The 24,240-nt window shown below is 66.4% G+C and carries 20 protein-coding genes; 7 read left to right on the forward strand and 13 right to left on the reverse strand.

Translation table 11 applies throughout. The features are described 5' to 3' along the window. From DSD28_RS05315 to DSD28_RS05370, 12 genes are all read right to left on the reverse strand, one after another. Positions 1-2,190, reverse strand: coding sequence for an ABC transporter permease (locus tag DSD28_RS05315; RefSeq protein ID WP_119255303.1), 2,190 nt, complete (start codon positions 2,188-2,190; stop codon positions 1-3). After that, a complete protein-coding gene (locus DSD28_RS05320) occupies positions 2,183-2,974 on the reverse strand; it encodes an ABC transporter ATP-binding protein (protein ID WP_119255304.1) in 792 nt (263 codons plus the stop codon). Before DSD28_RS05320 ends, DSD28_RS05315 begins: the two co-directional genes overlap by 8 nt. Next, positions 2,974-4,059 carry a branched-chain amino acid ABC transporter permease gene (locus tag DSD28_RS05325; protein ID WP_119255305.1) on the reverse strand — a complete coding sequence of 362 codons (1,086 nt, stop codon included), beginning with the start codon at positions 4,057-4,059 and terminating at the stop codon, positions 2,974-2,976. The genes DSD28_RS05320 and DSD28_RS05325 overlap by 1 nt, the downstream gene beginning before the upstream one ends. Next, positions 4,059-5,072, reverse strand: a complete 1,014-nt coding sequence (locus DSD28_RS05330) for a branched-chain amino acid ABC transporter permease (protein ID WP_119255306.1) — start codon at positions 5,070-5,072, stop codon at positions 4,059-4,061. The genes DSD28_RS05325 and DSD28_RS05330 overlap by 1 nt, the downstream gene beginning before the upstream one ends. A gap of 194 nt (positions 5,073-5,266) precedes the next feature. Continuing rightward, positions 5,267-6,121, reverse strand: a complete 855-nt coding sequence (locus DSD28_RS05335) for a helix-turn-helix domain-containing protein (protein ID WP_119255307.1) — start codon at positions 6,119-6,121, stop codon at positions 5,267-5,269. 289 nt (positions 6,122-6,410) lie between these two features. After that, positions 6,411-7,544 (reverse strand): iron-containing alcohol dehydrogenase, encoded by a 1,134-nt coding sequence (locus DSD28_RS05340; RefSeq protein WP_119255308.1) that lies wholly within the window; start codon positions 7,542-7,544, stop codon positions 6,411-6,413. A 73-nt stretch (positions 7,545-7,617) separates the two neighbouring features. Then, positions 7,618-8,865 (reverse strand): ABC transporter substrate-binding protein, encoded by a 1,248-nt coding sequence (locus DSD28_RS05345; RefSeq protein ID WP_119255309.1) that lies wholly within the window; start codon positions 8,863-8,865, stop codon positions 7,618-7,620. Positions 8,866-9,063: 198 nt separating this feature from the next. Further along, complete coding sequence (locus DSD28_RS05350) at positions 9,064-10,002, reverse strand: sugar ABC transporter substrate-binding protein (RefSeq protein WP_119255474.1); 939 nt, start codon at positions 10,000-10,002, stop codon at positions 9,064-9,066. A 29-nt stretch (positions 10,003-10,031) separates the two neighbouring features. Beyond that, complete coding sequence (locus tag DSD28_RS05355) at positions 10,032-10,997, reverse strand: ABC transporter permease (protein WP_119255310.1); 966 nt, start codon at positions 10,995-10,997, stop codon at positions 10,032-10,034. After that, positions 10,997-11,995, reverse strand: a complete 999-nt coding sequence (locus tag DSD28_RS05360; RefSeq protein ID WP_119255311.1) for an ABC transporter permease — start codon at positions 11,993-11,995, stop codon at positions 10,997-10,999. The genes DSD28_RS05355 and DSD28_RS05360 overlap by 1 nt, the downstream gene beginning before the upstream one ends. Next, positions 11,992-13,509 carry a sugar ABC transporter ATP-binding protein gene (locus tag DSD28_RS05365; protein ID WP_119255312.1) on the reverse strand — a complete coding sequence of 506 codons (1,518 nt, stop codon included), beginning with the start codon at positions 13,507-13,509 and terminating at the stop codon, positions 11,992-11,994. The genes DSD28_RS05360 and DSD28_RS05365 overlap by 4 nt, the downstream gene beginning before the upstream one ends. Positions 13,510-13,663: 154 nt before the next feature. Next, complete coding sequence (locus tag DSD28_RS05370) at positions 13,664-14,494, reverse strand: amidohydrolase family protein (RefSeq protein ID WP_245424753.1); 831 nt, start codon at positions 14,492-14,494, stop codon at positions 13,664-13,666. A 226-nt stretch (positions 14,495-14,720) separates the two neighbouring features. Here DSD28_RS05370 and DSD28_RS05375 point away from each other — a divergent pair, with 226 nt between their 5' ends. The 3 genes from DSD28_RS05375 (at position 14,721) to DSD28_RS05385 (ending at position 17,443) form a co-directional block, all read left to right on the forward strand. Then, positions 14,721-15,401, forward strand: coding sequence for a GntR family transcriptional regulator (locus DSD28_RS05375; protein WP_119255314.1), 681 nt, complete (start codon positions 14,721-14,723; stop codon positions 15,399-15,401). Positions 15,402-15,430: 29 nt separating this feature from the next. Then, positions 15,431-15,760: an L-rhamnose mutarotase gene (locus DSD28_RS05380; RefSeq protein ID WP_119255315.1), complete on the forward strand. Its 330-nt coding sequence runs from the start codon at positions 15,431-15,433 to the stop codon at positions 15,758-15,760. Between the two features lie 171 nt (positions 15,761-15,931). After that, positions 15,932-17,443, forward strand: a complete 1,512-nt coding sequence (locus DSD28_RS05385) for a UxaA family hydrolase (RefSeq protein WP_119255316.1) — start codon at positions 15,932-15,934, stop codon at positions 17,441-17,443. 33 nt (positions 17,444-17,476) lie between these two features. Here DSD28_RS05385 and DSD28_RS05390 read toward each other — a convergent pair whose 3' ends face one another. Then, positions 17,477-18,511, reverse strand: coding sequence for an aldo/keto reductase (locus DSD28_RS05390; protein ID WP_162911271.1), 1,035 nt, complete (start codon positions 18,509-18,511; stop codon positions 17,477-17,479). Positions 18,512-18,626: 115 nt separating this feature from the next. Between DSD28_RS05390 and DSD28_RS05395 the strand changes: the two genes are divergently transcribed. The 4 genes from DSD28_RS05395 (at position 18,627) to DSD28_RS25775 (ending at position 24,215) form a co-directional block, all read left to right on the forward strand. Further along, entirely contained in the window at positions 18,627-19,373 is a 747-nt protein-coding gene (locus DSD28_RS05395) for an SDR family NAD(P)-dependent oxidoreductase (RefSeq protein ID WP_119255317.1), read from the forward strand. 156 nt (positions 19,374-19,529) lie between these two features. Continuing rightward, a complete protein-coding gene (gene mprF, locus DSD28_RS05400) occupies positions 19,530-22,127 on the forward strand; it encodes a bifunctional lysylphosphatidylglycerol flippase/synthetase MprF (protein WP_119255318.1) in 2,598 nt (865 codons plus the stop codon). Next, positions 22,124-23,491 (forward strand): AcvB/VirJ family lysyl-phosphatidylglycerol hydrolase, encoded by a 1,368-nt coding sequence (locus DSD28_RS05405; protein ID WP_119255319.1) that lies wholly within the window; start codon positions 22,124-22,126, stop codon positions 23,489-23,491. The genes mprF and DSD28_RS05405 overlap by 4 nt, the downstream gene beginning before the upstream one ends. A gap of 322 nt (positions 23,492-23,813) precedes the next feature. Next, positions 23,814-24,215: a hypothetical protein gene (locus DSD28_RS25775; protein ID WP_162911258.1), complete on the forward strand. Its 402-nt coding sequence runs from the start codon at positions 23,814-23,816 to the stop codon at positions 24,213-24,215. The last annotated feature ends 25 nt before the right edge of the window (positions 24,216-24,240 follow it).

Here is a 24,240-nt window from a genome sequence, read left to right on the forward strand (position 1 = left end):
TCATCTCCTCGTCTTGCTGGCACGCGGGCGGCTCGTGCCGTGAAGGGCGCGGAAGGCGCGCACGATCTCGTCGGCGAAGGCCGCGTCGTTGATGTTGTGGGGCATGCGGATGAGCTGGCGGTTCGCCGTCTGCCGCACCGTCTCCTCCAGCGTGCGGAACAGCGCCTCGTCCGCCGCCTTGTCGTGGAAGGGCTGGCCCAGCCTGTCGAGCGCGGAAACGCCGCCCTCCGGCAGGTAGAAGCGCACCGGCGCTTCCATCTCGTTGAGCCGCGCACCGATGAAGCGCGCCATCTCGACATTCTCGGCGACGCTGGTGCGCATGAGCGTGACCTGCGGATTGTGCTTGTAGAAAAGCCGCCCGCGGTACTTTTCCGGCACCGTCTCGGGCGGGCCGAAATTGACCATGTCGAGCGCGCCGACCGAGCCGATATAGGGCATGCGCCTGTGGATCATCGCGCCGAAGCGGTCCGGGCCCGCCGGGAAGATGCCGCCGGCGACCATGTCGCAGATCTCCGTCGTCGTGATGTCGAGGACGCCGGCGATCAGCCCGCTGTCGACGAGGCTTTCCATCGATTGCCCGCCGATGCCCGTGGCATGGAAGACGAGGCAGTCGTAGTCGTCCTTCAACTGCGCCGTGATCTGCTGGACGGCGGGCGTGGTGACGCCGAACATGGTGAGCCCGATCGCGGGCAGTACATCGGCCGGCGCCGGCTTGCGGGTCGCGGCAAGACGCGGCTTCACCATTCCGGCCAGCGCATGGGCGCCGTTGGCGAGGATCATCCGCGTGATCGAGTTCAGGCCCTGCACATCCGCCACCGAATGCATCATGACGATATCGGATGCGCCGACATATTTGCGCACGTCGCTCGAGGCGACCGTCGAGATCATCACCTTGGGAATGCCGACCGGCAGCGCGCGCATGGCGGGCGTCGCCATCGCCGTTCCGCCGGAGCCGGCGGCGCTGATGACGCCGACGATCTCGCCCCGGCTCTTCACCCAGCGCTCGAAGGCGAGCGTCATGCCGGCGACGGAGGTACCGCGATCCTCGGTGAAGACGCCGCTGGCGCCGCGCGGATGGAAGGCCGCGATCTGGTGGGCGGGAATATCCGCGCCGGAATGACGGCCGGAGGTGGAAAGATCGGCAAGGCGCACCGCCAGCCCCTCGGCCTTCAGGAGATCGCGGATGAAACGCAGCTCCTCGCCCTTGGTATCGAGCGTGCCGGCCACCAGCACCACCGGCTCACCGGCCGGGCTCAGCGGCCGCAGTTCCGCCGCGTCCGCCGGCGCGAGCGGCCCGTCGCTGACGAGCCGGGCGGACTGTTCGAGAACCCGCACCGGCACCGGCTGCGACCAGCGCGTCGGCGTCACCGGATTGGACATGTAGAGCTTGCGCTGCTTCGCGGGCGCGCGCGGCGCCGCTTCCTCCGACACCGCGCCCTTCTGGTCGGGCTCGGCCTCATGGCCGTGGCGGCCGACGCCGAGCAGGCGCTGCTGGAGATCCCGGTCGCCGGCAAGCTGCGCCGCATCCGCCACGCGGTTGATGCGGCCGTTGACCATGATCGCCACCTTTTCCGCGACGCGGGTGGCAACGCCGATATTCTGCTCGATGACGAGCACGTCGATGTCGCCCTCCTCGCCGAGGCGCACCAGCATTTCGGCGACCTGCGCGACGATCACCGGCGCAAGGCCCTCCGTCGGCTCGTCCATGACGAGCAGCTTCGGATTGAGAAGCAGGGCGCGGGCGATGGCGAGCATCTGCTGCTCGCCGCCGGAAAGCTGGCCGCCACCATTGCCCTTGCGTTCGGCAAGGCGCGGGAAGGTCGAATAGATGCGCTCGACGGTCCAGGCGCCCTTGTTCGAGCCGACCAGCTTCAGGTGCTCGTCGACCGTCAGCGAGCGCCAGAGCCGCCGGCCCTGCGGCACGTAGCCGATCCCGAGGCGGGCGATGTCGGCGGGGTTGCGGCCGCGCAGCTCCTGTCCGTTGAAGCGGATGGACCCGCCGGAGGACGGCACGAGGCCCATGATCGCCTTGCAGAGCGTCGTCTTGCCCATGCCGTTGCGGCCGACGACCGAGAGCACGCCGCCCGGCAGCGTCAGGTCGACGCCCTGCAGGGCGTGGGAAGAACCGTAATAGACGTTGAGCCCCCGGATATCGAGCGTCGGGGCGGCGGTGCGGTTGCGGTCAGCCATGGCCGAGGCCCCCGCCGAGATAGAGGGCCTGCACTTCCGGATCGCTCTCGATCTCGCTCGGCCGCCCCTCCTTGAAGATGCGGCCGTTGTGCATCATCGTCACGCTCTCGCTGACGCGGAGCGCCACGTCCATGTCGTGCTCGATGACAATATAGCCGATATGGGACGGCAGGCCGGTCAGGATCTCGACCAGCTCCTGCCGCTCGGTCGGCGAGAGGCCGGCGGCCGGCTCGTCGAAGAGGATGAAGCGCGGCGCGCCGGCAAGCGCCAGTGCGATTTCAAGCTGGCGCTGCTGGCCGTAGGAGAGCTCGGCGACCTTCGTTTCCCGGACGTCGAAGAGGTGGACGGCGGCGGCGAGCTGCTCGGCCGATTGCACCAGCGCATCGCTGCGGCGCGGGCGGACCATCGAGAAGCGGCCGCGCGAGACGCCGGCACAGGCGAGATAGATGTTGTCGATCACGCTGAGGCCGGTGAAGAGCAGAGAGATCTGGTAGGTGCGGCGTAGGCCCCGGCGGATACGCTCATAGGCGGGAAAGCCCGTCACGTCCTCGCCGAAGAGCCGGATCGTGCCGGACGTCGGCAGGAAATCGCCGGTGATGCAGTTGAAGAGCGTCGTCTTGCCCGCGCCGTTGGAGCCGAGCACGGCGCGCCGCTCGCCCGGCCGCACCGTCAGGGATATGTCGGTGAGCGCGGCAAGCGCGCCGAACATGCGGGTGACGCCGCGCAGTTCCAGCGCATTGGCCGTACCGGCCGCGGAGAGACGTTCTGCGACGCTGGCGGCCATCAGGGCTTGCCTCCCCTGTCGCCCGTCAGCGATGACGCCGAGGTCAGCCATTGGCGGAAGCGCGGCCAGAGGCCGAGAATACCATCCGGCGACCAGAAGACGATGGCGAGGAAAGTCAGCCCGACGAGGAGCTGGAAGCGCTCGCCGGGAATGCCCAGGGAAACGAGGATGTCCAGCGCGAAGGTGCGGATCGTCACGAAGATGAGCGCGCCGATGAACGGCCCGACCGGATGGCGCATGCCGCCGATGACCGCGATGACGAGGATATCGATCGCCGGGCCGATCGCCACCGTTCCGGGCGAGACCTGGGCGTTCAGCCAGACGAGCAGGATGCCGGCGACGGCGGCGATGAAGCTGGCGAAGGCATAGGCCGCGATGCGGTGGGCGGTGACATTGTAGCCGAGGGCCGCCATGCGGCGCGGATTGTCCCGCACGCCCTGCAGGGCAAGGCCGAACGGCGCGCGCGACACATAGACGACGAGGAAATAGGCAAGTGTCGCAAAGCCGAGCGTCAGGTAGTAGATCGGCACCGGCTGGCGCCAGTCGACGCCGAAGAGCTTCGGCGGCAGAACCTGGTTGAAGCCGTTGAAGCCGTTGAAGATCGTGTAGTTCTGGCGGACGAAGTAGAAGAAGGCGGTGGCGATCGCCAGCGTGATCATGATCGTGTAGATGCCCTCCGTCCGCACGGCGAGCGCACCGACGATACTGCCGAAGGCGACGGCGATCACGAGGGCGGCAGGCACGGCCAGCCACCAGGGCCAGCCGAGGCTCACCTGCGGCACGCCCGACGTGCCGAACACGGCCACCATATAGGCGGCGAGCCCCGCGACGGCCATCTGCGACAGGCTGACCATGCCGCCATAGCCGCCGAGGAACATCAGTGACAGCCCGACCATGCCGAGGATGAAGGCCCAGCCGAAGATCTGGAACAGCACGAAGCTGTTGGCGACGACCGGCATCAGGACGAGGATGAAGCCGACGCACCAGTAGCGCCAGGGAATGTTGGCGGGCCCCGACAAAGCCGGCTGCCGGTGGGGGCGGCCTGCCGCATCGGTGCGGCTGACGAACTGGTCGATGGGCGCCATCAGCGGGTCCTCCCGAAAAGGCCTTGCGGCCGGAAGGCCAGCACGACGACCATGATCAGGAAGGTCAGCACCACCGAATAGGTGGGGAAGTAGACGGAGCCGACCTGCTCGGCGAGGCCGATGATCAGCGCACCGAGCGCAGCGCCCGGAATGGAGCCCATGCCGCCGACGATGACGACCACGAGGGACGCGAGCAGAAAGCGCGTATCCTCCCCCGGCGCGACCGACTGGAACGTGCCGCCGACGACGCCCGCCATGCCCGCAAGGCCCGCGCCGAAGGCGAAGACCAGCACGAAGACGCGCTGGATGCGCACCCCGGTCGCCGACAGCATGTCGCGGTCGTCGACGCCGGCGCGCACCAGCATGCCGATGCGCGTGCGGTTGAGCGCCAGCCACATCAGCACGCCGATCACCACCGAAGCGAGGAAGATGACGAGGCGCACGATGGGATAGGTCATGTAGACCGGCTCGCCCGAGCTCTTGACGGCGGTGACCAGCGGCAGGCGCACCGGCCCGCCCAGCCATTCCGGCGCTAGGATCTGGAAGGTGTTGCCGCCCATGATCCACAGCATGAGGTCGGCAAGGACGATGGAGATGCCGATCGTCACCAGCGTCTGGCGCAGGTCCTCGCCCTCCATGCGGCGGAAGACGGCGTATTGCAGGACGATGCCGACGAGCGCGACGACGACGAAGGCGACGACGAAGGACAGGAGCCAGAAGCCAGTAGCAAGCGCGACGCCGTAGCCGATATAGCCGCCCAGCATGTAAAGCGAGCCATGGGCGAGATTGACGTTCTTCATCAGCCCGAAGATCAGCGTGAAGCCGCTGGCGACGAGGAAGTAGAGCCCGCCCAGCGTTATGCCGTTGAAGATGGCGTTGAGGAAGACCTTCTTTTTGCCGAGTACAGCCTCCAGCCCCGGCGGCCAGGCGGCGAAGATAGCCCAGACGAAGAAGGCGGCGACGAGGAAGACGACGAGCGACCAGACCGGATGGCGATTGTAATAGGCGATCATCTCCGCCCCCCGGCAGGGGGCGCGGCGAACGGCCATCGCTGAATGCAGCCAAACCGAGCAGTCAAGCGGCATCCTCCCATGCTTCATGACGTCGTTGATGTCACGAGACTAGCCGGAGCGTGCGCGAAACCACGTACCTTTGAGTATGCTCCCATCGCGGATGATCGGCTAAAACGCGCCGCGCCGCGCGATCTTCACTGACCGACGAAGGCGGCGCGCCGGTAGTCCGTCGGAGGGATGCCGACATTGGCGGTGAAGAAGCGGGTGAAACTCGCCTGCGAGGCGAAGCCGAGGTCGAGGCCGATGGTGGTGATCGGCTTCTGGGTGAGTGTCAGGCTGTCGATCGCCGTCTCCATCTTCAGCGTGTTGAGATAGACATTGGGCGTGATGCCGGCATTCTCGCGGAAGAGCTTGTAGAAATGCGGACGGGAAAGCCCGGCATCGCGGGCGATCGTATCGAGCACGACCTCGTCGCTCAGCCGTTCGCTCATCAGCCGCATGGAGTTGCGCACCCGGAAATCGCGGATGCCGGACCATTGCTGCTGGACGGGCACGACGGTCTCGCCTTCCAGCGGCGAGACGTCCGGCGACCATTGCCAGGTCTGGTCGTAGCAAAGGCGCGTCAGCTCATAGAGGTAGCCGTCGAAGAGATCGGAATGGATATCCTCGAGCAGCAGGGCCGAGACCAGCTTCACCAGCCGGTGGATCTGCGGCGTGATGGCGATGCGGTCGCGCCCGAAGCGCAGCGCACCTTGCGCCGTGCGGCCGACCTCGAGAAACCAGAGCGGCTTGATATAGAGCACGAGGAACAGCGTGCCGTGTTCCGGATCGCCCGGATTGAAGCTGTGCGGCTGCCAGGGATTGACCGTTCCGCCGGTGCCCGCATCGATGCGACATTCGAGGCCGGACGCCGTCACGACGGACGGCGTGCCCTGGACATGAAACGTGAGATGGCCTTCCCGATGCGCATGCGTCGCCATGGGGCGATTGATATTATACAGCGCCGCACGGCCGAACGGGCCGTGATAGACGGCTAGAGCAGTACTCATCTCCTCCCCCCGCAGTTGTTTTCTGCGAGAGCCGGGGCTTCCAAGAGCTGTGTGGCCGGCAGTTTTCCGCCTGGCCGAATGCGATGAGCAGACAGTCGGCCATCGCGTCTGCGGCGATGTTCCGGATGAACGCCCGATGCAGTCTCCTCCCGGAACAAGTCGTCGGACGCGACCGGCTCGGAAGCGATTAAACCTGCGAGAATGCCGGTTTTGCAAGCCGCACAAGCCGGAAAATGAGACTAAAAGGTATGGAATCGGGCCTTTCGGCGGCTCTTCGGGACCGGCCGCGCTAGAGAGCGTCCGTCAGCATCGCCAGATAGTCCCGCGAGGTCGCCCGCCGGGGGTTCGTTCCGTTGGTGTGATCCCGCTCCGCAAGCGCTGCGGCAAGCTCCAGAGCGCTGCGGTCGAGGCCCATCTCGCCGAGCCGCGAGGGCAGGCCGAGGCCGACGCTGATCCTTGAAAAGGCCGCCGCGAGATCACGTCCGGCCGGAATGCCGATCGCCTCGCGGAGCGCCGGATAGCGATGCCCGGCCGCCGGCGCATTGAAGGCGAGCACGTGGGGCAGCAGCACGGCGTTGAGCGTGCCGTGGTGCAGGTTCGGCTGTTTCAGCCCGCCGAGGGCATGGCTCATCGCGTGGACGCCGCCGAGCCCCTTCTGGAAGGCGAGCGCGCCGTTGAGCGCCGCGGCCATCATCTCCCTGCGGGAGTCAAGGTCCCGCCCCTCCTCGACTGCCCGCTCGATATTGGCCGCCGCGCGCCGCAGCCCGTCGAGCGCGATGCCGTCGGCCGGCGGATTATAGGCAGTGGCGATATAGGTCTCCACGCAATGGGTGATGGCATCCATGCCCGTCGCCGCCGTCAGGTCCGGCGGAAGCGTCAGCGTCAGCGTTGGATCGCAGATCGCCACCTTCGGGATGAGGTAGGGACTGATGAGGCCGAGCTTTCGGCCGTCGTCGAAGACGATGAGGGCGCCGCGGCCGACTTCCGATCCGGTCCCGGCGGTGGTCGGAATGGCTATGACCGGCGGCAGGATGTTCTGGATGCGCGAGACGCCGCCCTCCACCGCCGCATAGCTGATGAGCGGCCCGTCATGGCTGACGGCCAGGGCAACCGCCTTGGCAAGGTCGATGGAGGAGCCGCCGCCGAAGCCGATCAGGCTGTCGCAATCATGGTTTCGATAGGCCGCGGCCGCAGCCCGGCATGCGGCCTCCGTCGGGTTCGCCGGCGTTTCGGCGAAGATCGCCGGTGCGGTTTCCGTGTCGAAGGCGTCGAGCAGCCGGTCGAGATGGCCGCTGGCGGCAAGGCCGCGATCGGTGACGATCAGGGGGCGGCGGATCGCAAGGGAGCGGGCTTCGACGGCAAGCGCTTCCTCAAGAATGTCGTCGGCGAAATGTACCCGGTTGAGGTAAGTGATCAGCGACAAGCCAGCCTCCCCTTCCGCTTCGAGGCGCCGATTGCGGAAAGGCCGGGCGCGAACCCGGCCTTCCGTAAAGCGATCAGTAGGACGTCTTGCACTCCGGCGCGTCGCGCGAAGGCAGGCCGATCTTCTTGAAGGATTCTTCCGAAAGCCCGAGCGTCTGGTTCACGTCCGGCACGGTCATGACCAGCTTGTTCATCAGGTTGCCGTCCGGCCCTTCCGTGACCTCGCTGATGAAGTTCGTACCGATCGCCTGGCGGTTGGCGTCGAGCTTGAAGTGGCCGTTCGGCGCATCCAGCTCCATCTTGGCGAGCGCATCGCGGAAGGCCGCCTGGTCGCCGGAAATGTCGCCCTTGACCTGATCGAGCGCCTTCAGCGTCGCGATGGTGGAATTGTAGTAGCCCGTCGCGAACAGCGAGGGCGACGGGAAGCGCTTGTCGGCCGGGAAGGCATCCTGATAGGCCTTCACGAACTTCGTCCAGTTCGGATCGGTGGAATCGTCCGCCTGCGGACCGCCGGAAGGCGTACCGATCAGCGCCTTCTTCGCATCGCCCTTGGCATTGAGCACGGTGCCGTCCACCATGATCGTGCCGCCGATGAGGTGGGCGCTGCCGCCGGCCTGCTGGTACTGGTTCAGGAAGTTGACGGCGTCGGCGCCGCCGAGGCCGACATAGATGGCATCGACGTCATCGGGCAGCGCCGCGATGATCGAGGAGAAATCCTTGGTGCCGAGCGGCACCCACTGGCGCTCCGAAATCTGGCCGCCAGCCTGGCAGAAGCCGAGGGCAAAGCCCATGAAGTTGGTGTAGCCGAAGGAATAGTCTTCCGCGACCGAGGCGACATTCTTCCAGCCCTTGGTCTCGAAGACATATTTGCCGAGACCCGCGCCCCACTGGGCGCCGTCCATGTTGAAGCGGTAGAAATTCGCGGCCGGATCGACCATCGTGGCTTCCTGCGCGCCAGAAAGGCCGTTGACGACCGTGACGTTCGGGTTCTGCTTGGCAAAGTCGCGCAGCGCGATGCCTTCGGATCCGGAAAGCGGGCCGACGATGACGGTCACGCCGTCCTGGTCCACCAGCTTGCGGGCCGCGCGCACGGCGCTTTCCGGCGTCGTGTCGGTCGAGGCGACGACGGTCTTCACCGTCTTGCCGCCGACGGTCGGCATTTCCTTGAGCGCCACCTCGACGCCGCGCATGGCATCCTCGCCGAGGACGGTATAGGTTCCTTCCAGAGTCGCGAGAACCCCGATCTTCAAGTCCTCGGCGACGGCCGAGCCTGCAAAGAGCAAGGCGCCGAGCGCCACGCTCGTCAGCAAGTACGTTTTCATTGGCCACTCCTCCCTGTCCCGTCCTCCTCGACGGGGTTGATAGCCCTGGCAGACTAGGGGAGACGGCGGAAAGCCTGATTTCCTTGAGTGCGTCCGTATATCTTTCAGTCTGATATTCGGCCCGCGGCCCGGCTTGCGGACATGGAAAAGCCGCAAGGCGCGCGCGGCGCCCTGCGGCTCGTGAAAGCTCTTCAGCCGTCAGAAGGCCGGCTGGACGGTCTCGACATTGGCCTTGGTGACGACCGTCAGCGGGATCGGCAGGCGGGCCTTGACCTCCTTGCCGTCGAGGATCTCCGCCATGGTCTCGATGGCGAGCTTGCCGTCTTCGACCGGCGACTGGACGATGGTCGAGTACATCTCGCCCGAGCGGATGGAATCGAAGGCGTCGCGCTGGCCGTTGATGCCGACGATCGGCGGCGTCGGCTTGCCGGAATTGGCTTCCTTCCAGGCGTCGATGAAGCCGCGCGCCATGGTGTCGTCGTTTGCGTAGACGCCGGTGATCTTGTCGCCGAAGCGGGTGATCAGGTCGCGGCTGGCGACGAGCGCCTTCTGCTGGTCGAAGTCGGCATTGACGGTCTCCAGCACCTCGATCTTGCTGCCGATCTCCTTGAGGCGGTCGACGAAGCCGCCGACGCGGCCGATGGTCGTGCCGTTGCCGGCCTGGCCGGCGATGACGACGACGGCGCCCTCGCCCTTCATCGCCTCGCTCAGCGAATCGGCGGCAAGCTTGCCCTCCTCGTAGACGTCCGGGCCGGTGAAGGACTTGATGAAGTCGTTCGCCTGCTCGGCCATCGGCGAGTTGATGAGGATCGCCGGGATGTTCGCCTGCTTGGCGCGGGCGAGCGCGGGGATATAGGCCTGCGGATCGAGCGGCCAGAGGATGATGCCGTCGGCCTTGCGGGCGATGCAGGTGCTGACCTGCTCCGTGCCGGTCTGCACGTCGAAGTTCTGGCTGAGGCTCAGGATCTCGATACCGAGCTCCTTGGCGCGGTCGTTGAGCGCGACATTGGCCGGCGTCGCATAGGCGTGGGAATCGGCGGCCGTGACGTAACAGACCGTCTTGGCGCTGGCGAAGGCCGTCGAGGCGAGCAGTATGGCCGCCACGGCGGCGGGCAAGCGTGCAGTCTTACCAATCATGTTTTCCTCCTTCATCGATTGGAAAATTCTCAGGCATGGGCGGGGGCCGCGGCAGGCTTGCGCCGGCCGGTGCGAACGGTTCGGTCGAGGACGACGAGCAGGATGAGGATCAGCCCGGAGGCGACCTGCTGCATGTAGGCGGGGACCGACTGGAACTCCATCGCCGTCGTCAGCGCGGCGATGGTGAGGACGCCGCCGAGCGTGCCGAGCGCCGAGCCGCGCCCGCCCTCCAGCCGCGTTCCGCCGACGACGACGGCGGCGATGACCGCGACGGTGAGCTCGGAGCCGTAGACCGGCGAGCCCGTATTGGTGGCAAGGCTCTGCAGGACGCCCGCGACGCCGGCAAGCGTGCTCGCGAAGACGAAGGACAGGAACATGATGCGCCCCGCCGAGATGCCGCTCGCTTCCGCCGAAAGCGCGTTGGAGCCGACGGCGAAGAGGTTGCGGCCGGCGACGGTGCGCGTCAGCCAGACATGGAGGGCAAGGATCGAGACCAGGAACAGGCCGCTGCGGACGGTGAAGACTTCAAGGTAGATCTCGCTGAGCGTGATCGAGAACATGATGTCGTTGCCGGGGATCGGCTGGCTCGCCGTCATCCAGTGCGCGACCGAGCGGAAGACCAGCATGGTGGCGAGCGTCGCCACCAGCGAATTGATGCGCAGCGCCACGACGAGGAAGCCGTTGACCACGCCGGCGGCGGTGCCCGCCAGAACGCCGGCGAGCGCCGCCCATCCCATGCCGAGCGCCGGCTGGAGCATGATCCCGACGATGCCGGAAACGGCGAAGACCGAGCCGACGGAAAGGTCGATCTGGCCGGCGATGAGGAGCACCGTCAGGCCGATGGCGATGAGGCCGATGGTCGAGCCGCGGTCGAGGCCGAGGCTGAGCGTGGTAAGGCTGGCAAAGCCCGGAACGATGAGTGTGGCGGCGGCGAGCGTCAGACAGAGGATGACGGCGACGCGGTAACGCAGGAGCGTGGAAACGAAGGCGGGCATCAGGCGACACCCCGCTTGCGCAGCGCGATGTCGAGCGCGACGGCACCGGCGATCAGGAGGCCGAGGACGAAGCCCTGGATCGGCGTGCGCACGCCCTGAAGCACCATGACATTGGTCAGAAGCTGCACGAAGACGAGGCCCGCCATGGCGCGCGGGATGGAACCGAAGCCGCCCATGATCGACACCCCGCCGACGACGACCGCCGTGATGGCGCTGAACTCGTAGCCCTGGCCGACGAGCGGGCGGGCGCTCTGCAGCGTCAGGCCGAGCAGGCCGCCGCTGAAGCCCGCGGCAAAGGCGGTGATGACGAAGGCGCCGGCCCTGACGGCCCGCACCGGCACGGCGCTCGCTTGCGCGGCGCTGTAATTGCCGCCCGTCGCGATAGTCCAGCGGCCCCAGAAGGTGCGCGACAGCACGAAATTGCCGAGGATTGCGATGGCGATGAAGATAACGGCGATCATCGGCACGCCGAGAATGCGGCTCTTGACGAAATCCGCCGAGCTCGGATCCGTCCCGTAGACGATGACGCCGCCGACGGCGGCCTGCACGATGCCGAGCACGATGGTGCCCATGCCGAGCGTGGCGATGATGGGATTGATGCCGACATAGCCGACGAGCACGCCGTTGACGAGGCCGGTGAGCCCCGCCAGCAGCACCGCGACGGCAAAGGCCGGAACCGGGCCGATATAGGGTTGGAGCGCGAGCGACAGGATCGCGCCGCAGGCGATGGTCGCCGGCACCGAAAGGTCCGCCATACCGCCGACGACCAGCACGAAGGTCATGCCGACGACGACGATACCGACGATGGACATGGACATCAGCACGTTCACGAAATTGCCGGCCGTGAAGAAGACCGGATTGGCGAGCGAGCCGTAGAGGATGACGGCGAGGATGGCGAGCGTGAGGCCCGCGCGCGAAAGCATGCCGACCATGCGGCTGCCCTGGCTGAAGCGTGCGGCGTCCTTCGTTGTCTGTCCCATGGCGGCAATGTCCGTCATGCGGCCTCCCCTTCTGCACTTTCCTCGCCCGTGGCGAGCGCCATGATGCGCTCCTCCGTCAGGCCCTCGCGGGCAAGCGGCACCGAGGCGCGCCCGTCGCGCATGACGACCACGCGGTCGCAAACGCCCATGATTTCCGGCAGCTCGGAGGAGATCATCACCACGGCCATGCCGTTGGCGACGAGCTGGCCGATGATGCCGTGGATTTCCGCCTTGGCGCCGACATCGACGCCGCGCGTCGGCTCGTCGAGGATCAGCACCTTCGGGTCGGTGGCGAGCCAGCGGCTGATCACCGCCTTCTGCTGGTTGCCGCCGGAGAGCAGGCCGATGCGCCGCTCGCCATCCGGCGGCACGATGGAGAACTTGCGCACATAGGTGCCGGCAAGCTCGCGCTCGGCACCGCGCCGCACGCGGCCGAAACGGTTGGCAAGCCGGCGCAGCACCGGCAGGCTGATATTCTCGCGCACCGTCATAGCGGGCATGATGCCGTCGCCCTTGCGGTCCTCGGGCACATAGGCGATGCCGGCGCGGGCGGCCGCCGCAGGCGAGCCGATCGTCACCGGCGCGCCGTCGATCTCGACCGTGCCAGATGTCAGCGGCGCAAGGCCGAAGATGGCGCGGGCGACCTCCGTACGGCCGGCGCCGACGAGGCCGGTGAGGCCGAGAATCTCGCCGGCGCGCACGTCGAAGCTGATGGCGTGGAAGCGCTCGCCGTCCCCGATGCCGCGCACCCGGAGCACTTCCCTGCCGATGGTGGACGGGGTCTTCGGGAAGACGTTGCTCACCTCGCGGCCGACCATGAGGCGGATCATCTCGGCGGCGGTGATGCCGCTGGCGGCCCGGGTCTCGATCATCGCGCCGTCGCGCAGCACCGTCACCTCGTCGGCAATGTCCAGCACTTCCTTGAGGCGATGGCTGATATAGATGATGGCGATGCCGGCATCGCGCATCTTGCGCAGGATGCGGAAGAGCGCCGCCGTCTCGTGCTCGCTAAGGCTGGAGGTCGGCTCGTCGAGCACGATGATGCGCGGTTCGGCGGCATAGGCTTTCGCGATCTCCACGAGCTGCTGCTGGCTGATCGACAGGTCGCCAAGGCGCTGCTGCGGATCGATGGCGGCGCCGAGCTCCGCGAGGATGGCGGCGGCGCGGCGCACCATGCCGCCGCGGTCGAAGAAGCCGAGCCGCTTCGGCATGCGGCCGAGGAAGATGTTCTCGGCGACCGTGAGGTCGGGAACGAGGTTCAGTTCCTGGTGCACCATGCGGATGCCGAGCTTCTGGGCGTCGGCCGGGCGCTTCATGCGCACCTCCGTGCCGGCGACCTCGATGGTGCCGGTGGTCGGGGCGTAGGCGCCGCTGAGAATCTTCATCAGGGTCGACTTGCCGGCGCCGTTCTCGCCGACGATGGCATGCACCGTGCCGAAGCGGACGGCGAGGTCCACGCCGGACAGGGCCTTCACACCGGGAAAGACCTTGCCGATCCCCCTCATGTGCAGTGCGCTCGCGGCCGAAGACATTCCTCTCTCCCCTTGCCGGCGCGCATCGCTGTCGATGTCTCTCCTCTTACCGGCGTTGTCCTATTACACTAATATAACAGGCCTCGCAAGCGTCGTTCCGCATATCCATGGAGCCATGGTTCGGGTCGAGCGCGGCGGCAACCGCCAGGGCGGCTCAGAGGCGGTAGAAGCTCACGGCATTGCCGCCGAACACTTGGGCCATGCCATCCGCGTCGAGCAGGGGATCGAGAATGCCGCGGGCGGCGTTCAGGACTTCCGCATAGGAGGCGGCGAGCAGACAGACCGGCCAGTCGCTGCCGAACATCAGCCTGTCGGCGCCGAAGACATCGAAGACATGCCGGACATAGAGCGTCAGATCGCCCGGCGCCCAGCCTTCATGATCGGCCTCGGTAACGAGCCCGGAAACCTTGCAATGAAGGCCCGGATGGGCGGCGATCCGGGCCATGTCCTCCGCCCAACCCTCCAGCCTGCCGCTCGCCACCGGCGGCTTCGACAGATGGTCGACGACTGCCCGCACGTCCGGCACGGCATCGAGCATGCGCAGGATGATGGGCAGATGGCGCGGAAAGGTGAGGATGTCGAAGGCGGCGCCCGCCGCGGCGAGATGGCGGATATTGTCGAGCACGGCCGGGCGCAGGACGTAGCTGTCGTCCGCATGGTCTTGCAGCATCGGTCGCAGCCCGACGAATTTCGGCCGGCGCATCAGCGCTTCGAGCTTGGCGGGAAAGGCGGCATCCTCGAAATCCAGCCAGCCGACGACACCGGCGATGAAATCCGTTTCCGCCGCGAGCGAAAGCAGGAAATCGGTCTCCGCCTCCGTCTGCGCCGCCTGGACGACGACGGTACGGTCGACGCCGGCCCTCCGGAGAACGGGACGCAGGTCATCGGCAAGATAGTCGCGCGCCAGCACCGGCATGTCCGGCGACATCCAGTGATAATCCCCGCGGCCGACCCGCCACAGGTGGTGATGCGCATCGACGATCATCCGGCTTCCTCTCATACCCGGTTGCTTCGGGTATCAATATTGGCTTTTATGCGTAACACTAGTATTATACGGTCGGCATCCGCAATGCGGATTCTCGCGCAGGCACGACCGGGACAGGAATAAATCAGACCGCAGGGTACGTCCACCGGACGCTGACACCCCTTCATTGACATCCTGTTATTCCAGGTGCTTTGGTTCAACAGGCTTTTATAAATTAACGGCGGCCATGGACATCGACGCATCCAACCTCAACCGATCCCTTCCGTTGCGCGACCAGATCTATCACAAGGTTCGCAGCCTGATCGTCAGCGGCCAGATGAAGCCGGGCGAGGCGATCAACGAGATGGCCATCGCCCAGACACTCGGCGTTTCCCGCACGCCGGTGCGCGAGGCCGTCAAACGCATCAGCGACGAGGGCCTCGTCAACGTCTTCGCCCAGACGGGCACCTTCGTCGCGCGCATCAGCATCCGCGACATCGAGGAAGCCTATGTCATCCGCAACGCGCTGGAAATGGAAAGCGCGCGGCGGGCCGCCGAAAAGCTGACGCAGGCGCAGGCCGAGACGCTGGAAGACAATATCGCGGCGCATCGCACGGCGATCGCCCGCGGCCGCTACAGCGACGCCATCCAGCTCGATGACGCCTTCCACCGCACCATCGCCGAGGTGAACGGCTTCCACATGCTCTGGCGGGCGGTCGACATATCCAAGGCGCAGATGGACCGCGGCCGCTATCTCGCCATTCCCAAGCCGGGCTATGGCGAGCAGACGATCCAGCAGCACCAGGCGATCCTCAAGGCGCTGCAGCGCCACGACAGCGAGGCGGCGGCCAATGCCATGCGCGAGCACCTCAACACCTCGCTCCGCAACACGCTGGAAGTCGCCGTCGCCAACAATGCCTTCGGCTGAGCGACCACCCCCATCCCACGGAGACTGACATGCAGCGAATGGGCCTTTGCATCGGGCTGAAACCCGAGGTGATCGACGAATACAAGGCGCTGCACGCGGCCGTCTGGCCGGATGTACTCGCGGTCATCAGCGCGGCCAATATCCGCAATTATTCGATCTTCCTGCGCGAGCCGGAAAACCTGCTCTTCGCCTATTGGGAATATCACGGCAGCGATTTTACGGCCGACGCCGCCGAAATGGCCCGCTCGCCCGCCATGCAGAAATGGTGGGAGATCTGCGATCCGCTGCAGCAGCCGCTCGCCACCCGCAAGGACGGCGAATGGTGGGCGCAGATGGTGGAAGTCTTCCATCACGATTGACCGGTACGCCTGACCAGCGGCCACGCCGGCAGCCCTTCCGAAACGCATGGCAATCCATGCCCGCACCATGACGGGCGCGGGCGCGCTTGACCGCGCACCTACTGTTATATTAGTATTCAAATATCACAACCTTCCGCGGAACGCCCCAGCGCGAACCCGCCCGAGCATGCCATGGCCCGTTTCATCCAGCTTTCCGCCGCCGACAACATCGTCCTCGTGACCGATCCCTTCAATCCGGGCGACCTTGCGGGCGCGATCGCCGCGACCGCGCGCATCCCGCGCGGTCACAAGATGGCGATGACGGCGATCGGCAAGGACCAGCCGATCGTCAAGTACGGCCAGGTCATCGGCTTTGCCCGCGAGCCCATCGCGCCAGGCGACTGGGTGCACGAGCACAATGTCTACATCCACACCTTCGAGCGGAACTACATGTTCGGCGAGGGACTGAAGGAGACCAACGTGTTGCCGGCGGCGGAGCGCGCGACGTTCCTCGGCTATCGCCGCGCCGATGGAAAGGTCGGCACGCGCAATTACGTCGCCGTGTTGACATCGGTAAACTGTTCGGCGAGCGCCGCCCGCTTCATCGCGGAGGAGATCAACAAGTCCGGCATCCTCAAGGACTATCCGAATGTCGACGGGGTCATCTCGCTGGTGCACGGCACGGGATGCGGCCTCGACGTCAACGGCGAGGCGCATGACCTGCTCAAGAAGACGCAATGGGGCTTTGCCACCAATCCCAATGTCGGCGGCGTGCTGATGGTCGGCCTCGGCTGCGAGGTCTTCCAGATTCCCCGCTGGATGAAGACCTATGGCGTCGAGGAGAATATCACCTTCCGCACCCTGACCATCCAGGAGACGGGCGGCACGCGCAAGACGGTGGAAGCCGGCGTCCGGGCGATCCAGGAGATGCTGCCGGTGGTGAATGCCCACAAACGCACGCCGGCGCCTGCCTCCGAGCTGATGCTCGCCCTCCAGTGTGGCGGTTCCGACGGCTATTCGGGCATCACCGCCAATCCGGCGCTCGGCGCGGCCGTCGACCTTCTCGTCGAGCAGGGCGGCACGGCCATCCTGTCGGAGACGCCGGAAATCTACGGCGCCGAGCATCTCCTCACCCGCCGCGCCGAAAGTCGCGCCGTCGGCGAGAAGCTCGTCGAGCGGATCCGCTGGTGGGAGGACTACACCGCCCGCCACAACATGGAGATGAACAACAACCCCTCCCCCGGCAACAAGCTCGGCGGCCTCACGACGATCCTGGAAAAATCGCTCGGCGCAGCCGCGAAGGGCGGCTCGACGAACCTGCGCGCCGTCTTCGAATATGCCGACACGGTCGACGCGAAGGGCCTCGTCTTCATGGATACGCCCGGCTACGATCCGGTGTCGGCGACCGGGCAGGTCGCGGGCGGCGCCAATATCCTCTGTTTCACCACCGGCCGGGGCTCCGCCTTCGGCTGCAAGCCGACGCCCTCCATCAAGCTCGCCTCCAATTCCTACATCTACGAGCAGATGCGGGAAGACATGGACATCGACTGCGGCGACGTCCTGAACGGCGTTTCGCTGGAGGAAAAGGGACGGCAGATCTTCGACCTCATCCTCCGGACCGCCTCCGGCGAACGCACGCGATCCGAGGAACTCGGCTATGGCGACCTCGAATTCGTGCCATGGAACATCGGCGCGACGATGTAGGATCGGCGCGGCCCCGCGACGGGGCCGCGGCCTTCAGGCGACAAGCCCTTCCCGCTCCAGCGTCTGCCAGAGCTCCGGCGGCACATCCTGCTCGAACCATTCAACATTCTGCCGGACCTGCCCGGCATCGCGCGGGCCGATCAGCACCGCGGTCACGGCGGGATGGCGCAGCGGATACTGGATGGCAGCGGCCGAAAGCGGCACGCCGAAGCGCGCGCAGGCCGCCGTCAGCGCGTCCACCCGCCGTGCGACCGCCTCGGGCACGTCCTGATAATTGAACCTGCGGTGGCCACCGGGGCCGGCGGCGAGGATGCCGGAATTGAACACGCCGCCGATCATGATGCCCATGCCCGCCTGCCGGGCCTTCTCCAGAAGGTCGAGCGCATTCTGCTCCAGAAGCGTATGGCGGCCGGCGAGCAGCGTGCAGTCGAGGGCGGTTTCGTTCATCGCATCGAGCACGATGGCCGCCTCGTTCACCCCGAGGCCGAAGCCGCCGATAAGTCCCGCCGCCTTCAACTCCTCCAGCGCGCGGAAACCACCGCCCGTCGTCAGCGCCGCCCAGTGGCCCGCCTGCGCATCCCCATGGGTGACGCTGCCGATGTCGTGCACGAAAAGAAGGTCGAGCCGTTCGAGGCCGGTGCGCTGGCCGCTGTCGTCGAAGCTGCGCATGATGGCATCATAGGAATAGTCGAAGACCTCGTGGAACGGCAGGCCGTTGTGCCAGCCAGAATCGAGCGCGTTCTTCGGCGGTGCCGGCGGCAGGTCGCGTCCCGGCCGCTCGCGCGCCATCAGCCGGCCGACCTTCGTGCTGACCGTGAAGGAAACATCAGGACCCGCCTTCTCGCGCAGGAAATGGCCGAGCAGATGCTCCGACCGGCCGAGGCCATACATCGGGGCGCTGTCGAAATAGCGGATGCCCGCCTGCCAGGCCGCTTCGAGAGCCTCCAGCGACGCCTCCGCAGAAACCGGCGCGTAAAGCCCGCCCATCGCCGCCGTGCCCATGCCGAGGGCCGTCACCCTCAGTTCCGTGCGCCCGACCGTCCTCGTCTCGCTTGCCCGCATGCAAATCTCCTCCTGCGGCGGCGCGAAAATCGCCGCCACCCTTGTTGCGATTGTTACACTAATATAATAGATCAGATCAAGCGGCGCACCGCGCCGGAGGAGAACGCAACCGGAGGAAGCCATGAACCAGATCGATCTTTCAGGCCAGCACGCAGTGGTGACGGGCGGGGCGCAGGGGCTCGGCTTCGCCATGGCCAAGCGCATCGTCGCCTCCGGCGCCACCGTCACGCTCTGGGATATCGACGAAAGCCTGCTGGCCTCGGCGCGCGAGACGCTCGGCGGCGCGGCAACGACCACCGTCGTCGACATTTCCGATTGGGAACAGGTCGACGCGGCCCGGCGGCGGACCGAAGAGATTGCCGCTCCCGCCTCGCTGCTCGTCAATTCGGCGGGGATCGCCGGCGCTGCCGCGCCGCTCGACACCTACGACATCGCCATGTGGAAGAAGATCATCGACATCAACGTCAACGGCACCTTCTACGTCAACCGTGCCCTCGTGCCCGGCATGAAGGAGCGCAACTACGGCCGCATCGTCAACATCGCCTCCGTCGCCGGCAAGGAGGGCAATCCGAACGCGGCCGCCTATTCGGCGTCCAAGGCCGCGGTCATGGGGCTCACCAAGTCGCTCGGCAAGGAACTTGCCGGCTACGACATCGCCGTCAACTGCATCACCCCGGCGACCGCGCAGACGCGCATCCTCGAGCAGCTCACCCCGGAATTCATCGAATATATGCGCTCGCGCATCCCGCGCGGCCGCTTCCTCGAGGTCGACGAGGCTGCCTCCATGGTCGCCTGGCTGCTTTCCAAGGAAAACAGCTTCACCACCGCTGCGACCTTCGACCTTTCCGGCGGGCGAACCACCTACTGACCGCCCGCTCCGGGCATGAAATCGCAGGCTCCGGCGACGCACGCTCGCGTCGCCGGAAGGCGGTACACACTCTTCTTTTGCGTTCCGCAAAATATGTCCGATATTTGCCACATCTGCGGATAACATGCGCCCGTTGCTGCAGCGCGGGTCGCATTCATGTCAGACGAAAATAGCGTGATCACCGAGGATCGGGCATCCTGGCTCGTCCGGTCGTTTCTGACATACAGGCTCTACATTCTCGGCCTGGCGAGCCTTCTGGTCTTCGTGCTGGTGGCGGTCGGGGTCTACCGGCTGACGGCCGAGGTGCGTTACGATGAGGTTCTGGCGGCGCTTTCCGCGACGTCGTGGAGCGCCATCGCGCTTGCGGCGCTCTTCACCGGGCTCAGCTTCCTCGCGCTGATCTTCTACGATTCCAACGCGCTGGACTATATCGGCCGCAGGAAGCCGTTTCCGGCCATCGCCGTAACGGCCTTCATGGCCTATGCCGTCGGCAACACGGTGGGCTTCGGGCCGCTCAGCGGCGGCGCGATCCGCTTCCGCGCCTATTCCCGCCTCGGCCTCCTGCCGGGCGACATCGCACGCATCATCGCCTTCGTCACGCTGTCCTTCGGCCTCGGCCTTCTTTCAGTCAGCGCGCTTGCGACCCTTGCCGTCGCCCCGCGCGTCGCCGGTATCCTCGGCATCGACGCACTCTGGCTGCGCGCCATTTCCGTCGTCATCCTCGTTGCGCTCGTCACGGTGTTCTATATCGGCCGCAACGGCCACGTCCTTTCCTTCAAGGGCCTGACCCTGCGCCTGCCGGACAGCCGCACGACGTCGCGGCAGTTCCTCGTTTCGGCGCTCGACATCGCCGCCGCCGCATCCGTCCTTTATGTCCTCCTGCCGGATACCCATGTCGGCTGGCCGACCTTCCTTGCGGTCTATGCGGTGGCCATCGGCTTCGGCGTGCTCAGCCATGTCCCGGCCGGCCTCGGCGTTTTCGAGGCCGTCATCATGGCAGGCCTTTCCAACGCGATCGGCATCGACCAGCTCCTCGGCAGCCTCGTGCTCTACCGGCTGATCTACTATATCCTGCCGCTGCTGCTCGCCACCGTCCTGCTGCTGGTCACCGAGACGCGGCATTTCGTGCTGAGGCCGGGCGTCGCGGAAGCGGCACAGCTCGCAGGCAAGCTCGCCCCCACGCTGATCGCCACCCTGTCGCTGGTGCTCGGCACCATGCTGATCTTCTCGAGCGTCGTTCCGACGCCCGATTCCAACCTCGATTTCCTCTCCAACTACCTGCCGCTTCCGATCGTCGAAGGGGCGCATTTCCTGTCGAGCCTGCTCGGCCTGCTGCTGATCGTCGCCGCCCGCGGCCTCGGCCAGCGGCTGGACGGGGCGTGGCTGGTGGCGCTCGGCGGCGCATGCGTCGCCTTCGCCTTCGCCTTCCTCAAGGGCATCGCCGTCGTAGAGGCGGGGCTGCTTGCGCTTTTCATCGTCGCGCTCATCGCCAATGCCCGCGCCTTCGACCGGCACAGCTCGCTGCTGCGCCAGGCCCTCGGCCCGTCCTGGCTGGCCGCGATCGGCGTCATCCTCGCCACCGCCTTCGTCATCCTGCTCTTCGTCTACCGCGATACGGAATATGCGCACGAGCTCTGGTGGCAGTTCGAATTTTCGGAAGAAGCGCCGCGCGGCCTGCGCGCCCTCCTCGCCCTTGCCATCGCCGCCTCGGCGCTGGCCCTGTTCAGCCTGCTGCGGCCGGCGCATTTCCGCACGGAAGGTGCCACCGCCGCCGAGCTGGAACAGGCGGTCGCGATCACGATGGCGCAGGACATGGCCGACGCCAACCTCGTGCGCACCGGCGACAAGCGGCTGCTGTTTTCCGCGTCCGGCCGGTCCTTCATCATGTACGGCATCCATGGCCGCTCGTGGATCGCGTTCGCGGACCCCGTCGGGGTCGAGGACGAATTCGCCGAACTGGTCTGGCAGTTCGTCGGCGCGGCGCGGGCCGGCGGCGGGCGGGCGGCCTTCTACCAGATCTCCCCGGCGCTGCTTGCGGCCTGCGCCGATGTGGGGCTCAGGGCCTTCAAGCTCGGCGAGCTTGCGATCATCGATCTTGCCAGTTTCGAGATGAAGGGAAGCCGTTTCGCCAACCTGCGACAGTCCTACAGCCGCGGCGCGCGCGACGGGCTCGCCTTCTCCGTCGCCCGGCCCGACGAGGTCGCCGCCATCCTGCCGGAGCTGCGGGCGGTCTCCGACAGCTGGCTCGCCCACCACAATGCCAAGGAGAAAACCTTCTCCCTCGGCGCCTTCGAGGAAGGCTACGTGCTTTCCCAGCCGGTCGCCGTCGTGCGGATCGAGGATCGCATCGTCGCCTTCGCCACGCTGATGGTGACGGACACCAGGGCGGAAGCGACCGTCGACCTCATGCGCTTTGCGCCCGACGCGCCCAAGGGCACGATGGATTTCCTTTTCGCCAGCATCCTCGACTATCTGCGCGGCGAAGGCTACCGGCAATTCAACCTCGGCATGGCGCCGCTTTCCGGCATGGCGCGGCGCGAGGCCGCTCCCGTCTGGGACCGGGTCGGCGGCACGCTCTTCGAACACGGCGAGCGGTTCTACAATTTCAAGGGCCTGCGCGCCTTCAAATCCAAGTTCCATCCCCGCTGGGAACCGCGCTATCTTGCGGTGACGAACGGCACGGGGGCGGCCTTGGCGCTGATGGACGTGACCTTCCTCATCGGCGGCGGCGTCAAAGGAGTGATTGCCAAATGAGCCTACTTCATTCTCTTGCAGCGGCCGGCCTCATCGCCGGCCTCCTGCCGCTGGCTGCTGCGGTGCAGGATGCACCCCGCACGTTCACGACCGGCATGATCCCGCCCGGCCACATCATCATGCCGGATGGCGCACCGGACGCGAGCGTCTTCCTGATTTCCGGCGCCGCTGGGTGGGGCGACGACGAAGAGAAGCAGGCGGCCGCCCTCGTGGAGAAGGGCGCGGCCGTCGTCGGCATCGATTTCCCCGCCTATATGAAGACCCTCGCGGCCGACGATGGTGACTGTGTCTACATGATCTCCGACGTCGAATCGCTCGCCCACCAGGTGCAGCGCGCCGGTGGGGCCACGAGTTACAACCCGCCTGTTCTTGCGGGCATCGGCGAGGGCGGCGCGCTGGCGCTCGCCATGATCGCGCAGAGCCCCGCGGCCACCATCGACGAGGCCGTGGTGGTCGATCCCGTAGCCGGCATCCCGCTCGACAAGGTTCTCTGCACGCCCGCCTCCAAGACCAAGGCGAACGGCCGCACGATCTACGGCCTGACCGACGGGCCGCTTCCCGCCGCCGTCACCGTGCTTCTCACCGACAAGGCGCCGAAGGACGGCCGCGACCATGTCGCGGCGCTCAAGGCCGCCCATGACGATATCGACATACGCGATGCGGACGGCGCGCCGGCGGATGCGCTGGCGCAGGCGCTCGCCGACCGGATGGATGCGGCCGGCGACACGGATTCCCCGCTCGGCCTGCCGCTCGATATCCTCAAGGCCAAGCCCGCCTATGACACGATGGCCGTGGTCTATTCCGGCGACGGCGGCTGGCGCGATATCGACAAGCAGGTGGCGGGCGCGCTGCAGCAGCGCGGTATTCCGGTCGTCGGGGTGGATTCGCTGCGCTACTTCTGGTCCGAGCGCAAGCCGCAGGAAACGGCGGACGACCTGGCGCGCATCATCGAGGCCTTCCGCAACGAATGGAACGTGGAGCATGTCGTGCTCATCGGCTATTCCTTCGGCGCCGACATCCTGCCCGCCACCTACAACCTGCTTTCGCCGGAAGACAAGGCGCGCGTGCCGCAGCTCACGCTCATGGCGCTGTCGCATCAGGTGGATTACGAGATTTCCGTGTCCGGCTGGCTCGGCGTTGCGGGCGAAGGAGCGGGCGGGGATCCGGTCAAGGACATCGCAAAGATCGATCCCAATCGCGTACAGTGCATCTACGGCGCGGACGAGGACGACGATCCCTGCCCGACGCTGAAGGCCTCCGGCGTGGAATCGATCAGCATCGACGGCGGCCACCATTTCGACGGAGACTATGACGCGCTGGCCGAACGCATCATCGCCGGCCTCAAGCAGCGTCTCGCGAAATAGGTGGCGTTGCCGCGAAAATTACAGCCCTGTCATGTTCGGCGGGATCGCGCGGCGCTGCGCGATCCCGCCGATTTCTTTCAAGCTACTGATTTATTAAAATAAAAATCACCTGACACTCAAGGCGATCTCGCCGATCCGGGCAATAATTTGGCAAATCGGCCCATCGGAACTTTATTTAATTGTAACATGACCCTGGCGGTCCGGCGGGCCTATAGATGATGTCAGGCTGGATGCCGCCGGTGGGAGATGGAACCCACGACGCGACGACATCGGACAGCCGGCGGGAAGGACATGTCTTTCCCCACCATTCAGGAGACGCATCATGCGCTCGACACTCAAAACCATCACAGTCGCAACCTTCGTTCTTTCGCTCGCCGCCGGCGGCGCCCTTGCCGCAAACCCTTCGCCCCACCAAGAGGGTCATCATCCCGGAACGCCGAGCATGAACGACACCCGGCCCGGCATGCCCCTCATGGTTCGCCATGTCCGCCTCGACCGGGTGCTGGGCGAACTCGGCTCCGCGCAGCAGTCCATCCGCCAGGATGAAGCCATGCACAGGCTTTCGGCCAGCGCCTATCGCCGGCTGGAAGGCGAGGTCGGTGCCATTCGCAGCCGCGCGATGACGGTTGCCGACATGCACGGCGGCGGCCTCCCGCGGGCGAGCTACCAGCACCTGCAGCAGGATATCCACAAACTCGATCGCGATATCGTCCGGATGAGCTGACCCTTCTGCCGGCGGGCGACATTCG

Source organism: Shinella zoogloeoides, from assembly GCF_003574625.1.
In the GTDB taxonomy this organism is placed as follows: domain Bacteria; phylum Pseudomonadota; class Alphaproteobacteria; order Rhizobiales; family Rhizobiaceae; genus Shinella; species Shinella zoogloeoides_A.